3 protein-coding genes and 1 tRNA gene are annotated in these 5413 nt (G+C 36.2%); all 4 read right to left on the bottom strand.

Annotation, left to right across the window (positions count from 1 at the left end; translation table 11 throughout):
- Positions 1-88: 88 nt before the first annotated feature.
- The 4 genes from ACQV2Q_RS08735 to ACQV2Q_RS08720 all read right to left on the bottom strand — a co-directional run bounded on the left by ACQV2Q_RS08735 (position 89) and on the right by ACQV2Q_RS08720 (position 5069).
- Entirely contained in the window at positions 89-1516 is a 1428-nt protein-coding gene (locus ACQV2Q_RS08735) for an alanine/glycine:cation symporter family protein (RefSeq protein ID WP_428875543.1), read from the bottom strand.
- Positions 1517-2005: 489 nt separating this feature from the next.
- Positions 2006-2088, bottom strand: a tRNA-Leu gene (locus ACQV2Q_RS08730).
- A 55-nt stretch (positions 2089-2143) separates the two neighbouring features.
- A complete protein-coding gene (locus ACQV2Q_RS08725) occupies positions 2144-4330 on the bottom strand; it encodes a Tex family protein (protein WP_428875544.1) in 2187 nt (728 codons plus the stop codon).
- 4 nt (positions 4331-4334) lie between these two features.
- Entirely contained in the window at positions 4335-5069 is a 735-nt protein-coding gene (locus ACQV2Q_RS08720) for a metallophosphoesterase family protein (protein WP_428875545.1), read from the bottom strand.
- Positions 5070-5413 lie beyond the last annotated feature (344 nt).

The raw sequence follows: 5413 nt of genomic DNA, 5'->3' as shown, positions 1-5413 counted from the left end.
TATACCATTCAATTAACCGTTTAAATACAAACTCCAACTTTTGAGGTTCACATCAATTCAGAAGATCTTTTTGTGAAAATATATTTGTTTAGTGAGCCTTTTCGTATTTATAATCCCATGATAGATGTTCTGCATCGATCTGAACTTGTTTGTCATAATCTTTCAGGACTTCTGCTGTTTTACCTGACAAAAAGATTAGAGCAATTATATTAGGTAAAGCCATTAGCCCCATTGATAAGTCAGCAATATCCCAAACTACACCAGGACTTGCAAAATAACCCATGGCAATTGCCATCAAAGCAACTAACTTAAAAGAATGAATGATTTTCCCATTATCAAAGATAAATTTAACATTGGACTCTGCAAAGAAAAACCAACCAACAATTGTAGTTAAGGAAAAGCTTGATAAGGCGATGGCTAAGAATGACTCTCCAATTTTTCCAAATTGAATTTGGAAAGCAGTTTGTGTCATGATTTGACCATACTCACCTAAAGCTTGAGGAGTCATAGCTTGGATTGTTTCAATGGAATAAGCCCCTGTTAAAAGATTTATCATGACCGTTGCCACACAAATAATAAAAGTACATATAAAAACACCAATCATGGCAATAAAGCCTTGTTCAGCAGGATGTGAAGTCACAGCTACTGCATGAGAATGGGGGGTTGATCCCATTCCGGCCTCATTTGAAAATAAACCTCTAGCTAACCCATATCGCATTGCTTGCTGAACACTGATTCCTAGCGCTCCTCCAGCTATCGCTTGAGGATTGAAAGCGCTATTAATAATCAACTTGATAGTGGGTATCAATTGATCAATGTTTAAAATCATAATTAATAATGCCACTAAAACATATGATATGGCCATAGTAGGAACAACACGCTCAGAAAATTTACCAATCCGCTCCATTCCTCCAATAAGGATCCAGCCAACCACCACTATTAAAACACAGGCTATCAAGAATTGATTTAAACCAAAAGCCGTATTCATTGACGAAATAATAGAGTTAGCCTGAACCATAATACCAACTAATCCAAGTGCAACAATGCACAAAACAGCAAAAATATATGCTAGCCACTTTTGCTTTAAACCATTTTTAATATAGTACGCAGGTCCTCCAACTAACGTACCATCTGAAACTTCCCTCTCCCTAAATACTTGAGACATGGTAGCTTCAGCAAACATTGTAGACATTCCTAAAAAGCCAGAAACCAACATCCAAAATGCCGCTCCCGGACCGCCACCAATAATAGCAGTTGCAATCCCTACTATATTGCCAGTCCCTACTTGAGCCGCAACGGCTGTAGCTAAAGATTGAAAAGGAGTCATACCACCTTCTTTGGCTGATTTACCCTTTATAATATCTGATATCATACGTTTCAGAGCAGGAAAAACACGTGAAAACTGCGGGAAACCCAAACGAACAGTCATAAATAATCCGATTCCAATAAAAGCATATAAAAGAACATAATCCCATAAATAATCTCTAAGTGTTACAACAATATCTGAAAAATTCATTAAATAATTCCTTTCTTAATTAGAAACAGCTGAAGTAGACCTGTTAATAAATAAATAAATAACTTTCATATATAGGTTCACTCCTTCCAAGATAATTTGTCGCTACTTGTTAAGATTAACACAAACTATAAGGTAAATTAATGGTTTTCATTAATTTTTTTAATCGTTTTGCTCAATAGTATTATAGCTGATATGTTATTTTTAAACATTTGAATGCTTGAAGGAAATTGTGACTTAATTACTAACGTTCGATGTAGAATTTTAGTCATTCATAAGTATGCTAAATATCGAATAAGATTGATAAAAGGCATTCTATTTCATTTTTATGTTAATAAGTAGATTAGTTTGAAAGAACTTAGATCATTAACTAGAATTCTTAATTTTATAAAGAAAGAAGTGGTATCCATCCGATATAAACACCGAATAAATACCACTTAAATAATCACAAAATATCAACTTTTATTATAACTTCCATAACCAAAATCCTAATGCGGCCGAGAAGACTCGAACTTCCACATCCTTAAGGATACCAGCCCCTCAAGCTGGCGCGTCTGCCATTCCGCCACGACCGCTCTATCAATAACGATAGTATATATTGTAACGAATCGGCAGCGCTTATGTCAACTTTTATTTAGGATTTATTAGTTTTAATCCAATGCGTGACCGTTCACGATCAATAGAAATTACTTCTACTTCAACAATATCTCCCACGGCTACTAGCTCAGAAGGATGCTTAATGAATCGACCTTTTGGTGAACTTAATTTAGATATATGGATAAGTCCATCCTGTTTAACTCCAATATCAACAAAAACGCCAAAGTCGACAACATTTCTTACAACACCCTGTAACTGCATATTTTCCTCTAAGTCTTCCAGCTTCAAAACATCGTCTCTTAAAACAGGCGCATCCTGACCATCTCGAATATCTTGACTAGGATTTATCAAGCCTTCCAAGATATCCTTGGCTGTTTCTTTTCCAATTTGATAAGTTTGAGCAATCTGCTGGGTGTCTAAAGATTTTAAAATTTGACTGCTTTCTACTTGACCTATTTCATCTAAAGACAAGCCATTATCTTCTAGAATCCGTTCTGCAATTGCGTATGATTCTGGGTGAATAGAGGTCTGATCTAGAGGGTTTGTTCCTTTTATAATGCGTAAGAAACCAACAGCTTGTTCATAGGTTTTTGGTCCCATGCGTTTCACTTTTTTAATCTGTTTTCGATCCTCAAACCTACCAATCTCATCTCTTAAAAGAATCACATTCTTAGCTGTTGCATGGGTCATTCCAGATACACGTTCTAATAATTGAATACTAGCAGTATTAATGTCGACTCCTACCTGATTGACTGTCATATTAACGACAAAATCCAATTCATCTGCCAATAAATTTTGGCTAACATCGTGCTGGTATTGTCCGACTCCCATTGATTTCGGATCAATTTTTATCAACTCTGCTAGAGGATCTTGCAATCTTCTTGCGATAGAAACTGCACTTCTTTCTTCTACTTGATAATCAGGAAATTCTTCACGAGCTATTTTACTAGCTGAATATACAGAAGCGCCTGCCTCATTAACAACTATAAACCGAATAGACCGGTCAATCTGCTTAACTACTTCACTTACAAAGACTTCAGATTCTCTACTTGCTGTTCCGTTACCAATAGCAATAACATCAACTTGATGTTGTTCAATCATTGACTTTAAAATAGTCGCTGCTTGTTGGCGCTTATAGTCAGTTGCAGGTGGATGCGGATAGATTACACCCTTATCTAGCACACGACCAGTTTCTGAAATAATCGCCAATTTGCACCCCGTACGATAAGCAGGGTCTAATCCGAGTACGCGAAAGCCCTTCATTGGAGGCTGTAAAAGTAAATGGCGTAAGTTCTCTCCAAAAATAGCAATCGCATGGCGATCTGCCCTTTCAGTTTGTTCACTCCTAATTTCACGCTCAATTGCCGGCTGAATAAACCGTTTATAGGCATCTTTAATTGCTAACTCAATCCGCTCTTTTTGTTGGTTAGGCAGTTCTTCATCTAGAATATGCTTTTCTATATACTGAAGCGCCGGTTCCTCATCTACTTGGATTTTAACTGAAAGAACCCCTTCTTTTTCACCACGATTGGAGGCTAAGACACGATATTCAGCAATTTTCATTAGTTTTTCTTGGAAATCGTAATACATTTGATAAACTCCACGTTCGTCAATGTCTTGCTCTTTTAAAGTAGTGGTCCAATAGGCATTATATTTTGTATATTTTCGAATAAATTCTCGGAAATCTGCTCGATCCGATATTTCTTGAGCAATAATCTCATGGGCTCCTTCGAGTGCTTTGTCAACTGATGAAACCGACTCGTTAAGATATTTTTCGGCCTCTTGCTCCAGTGGAACATCTAAGTCTTTATTAGTTAGCATCCAACTTGCTAAAGGTTCTAAACCATTCTCAATAGCCACCATCGCTTTAGTCCGACGTTTTTTCTTAAAGGGACGATATAAGTCTTCTACTTGTTGTAATGTCTGTGCCTGTTCAATATTTTCTTGAAGGTCAGCATCCAGCTTCCCTTGTTCCTCAATCGCTTTTAAGACATCCTCTTTGCGTTGATGGAGATTTAAAGCATACTGATACTGTTTATCGATATCATAGATTTGAACCTCATCTAGAGACCCAGTCATTTCTTTACGGTAACGTGAAATAAAAGGGATTGTATTCCCTTCCTCCAATAAATTAAGAACCGCATTAATTTGATTGACTTCTATATTTAATTCGTTGCTAATGGATTTGATAATATTTGCTTGATTGTTTTCATTATTCATCCTATCATTCTCCTTCTAAAACTGGGACGGAATATATCTGAATTACTGCCGTTTTACTAACTTTCATAGCATGCAGTTCTCCTCCAAAGACACAACCACCATCAATTCCCCATTTCATATCTTTACGCCAAACATTGGAATTATAGTAATTCTGATGAAGCACCATAGTTGGAGTGTGCCCAAAAATAATTTGTTTACCGGTAGAATTCTTTGTTTGATGAAAGCTGTCTCTAATCCACAGAAAATCGTGATCAGAAGTGTTTTTCCAGTTTTCAAGCGACAAATCTACACCAGCATGAACAATAATGAATTCTCCATATTCAAAATAATAAGGGAGACCCTCTAACCAAGTTTCCAGCTTAGGATAAGTCTGTTTAATTTGACGAGCTAGTCGTCTGGCTTGTGATTTTACGACTTTCTCTTCAGGAATATTTAATAACTGACAAATAGTCGCTACTCCACCATTCATAATGTAATGATTAAAAAAATTATGCGGGCTTCGCAAAAAATTTAAGAGCATGGATTCGTGGTTCCCTCTTAAACAGAGGGCATTCTTTTCTTTTTGAAGTTGCCATACACGGTTTAAAACAGCTAAACTATCATAGCCACGATCAATATAATCTCCAATAAAGACCAATCGCTCTTCTTCAGGTATCCAACTTGCTAATAGTTGATCTAATTCATCACTCATTCCGTGGATATCTCCGATAACAAATAAGTGCTCTGGATTATTTTTCACTGCTTCACCGCCTTTAAAATCGAATAAATTAAGTATAGCATAGCTTAAGTAGTAGGAAAATCATAGAATATTTTATAGAAAGCTCGATCAATAGTAAAGCCCCTCACGCAAGTTAGAAGAAACTACTTGAAGGGCTTTATTGTTTTGGTTCTATAATAAACAGGGTGGATGGAAGAAAAAAACACTTCCTTCCATCCTATTTTTTGCTACACAAAAACACAGAAGTCCGATCTATTAAAAGTGGTAACTAAAATAGAAAGGACTCTGTGTTATGACTCATGATACTCCATATAAAAGACCCTAACGTAAAATTATCTGATCATTGTGTGGAAAATATCTAAAAT

Origin of the sequence: Facklamia sp. P12950 (assembly GCF_050409465.1) — a bacterium.
In the GTDB taxonomy this organism is placed as follows: domain Bacteria; phylum Bacillota; class Bacilli; order Lactobacillales; family Aerococcaceae; genus Facklamia.
The sequence above is the reverse complement of the archived record's forward strand: the minus strand, read 5'-3'. Positions and strand labels throughout refer to the sequence as shown.

Bases quoted from the DNA above. Each gene is read 5' to 3' on its own strand.
- ACQV2Q_RS08735 (WP_428875543.1), bottom strand. From the start codon at position 1,516: ATGAATTTTTCAGATATTGTTGTAACACTTAGAGATTATTTATGGGAT.
- ACQV2Q_RS08725 (WP_428875544.1), bottom strand. From the start codon at position 4,330: ATGAATAATGAAAACAATCAAGCAAATATTATCAAATCCATTAGCAAC.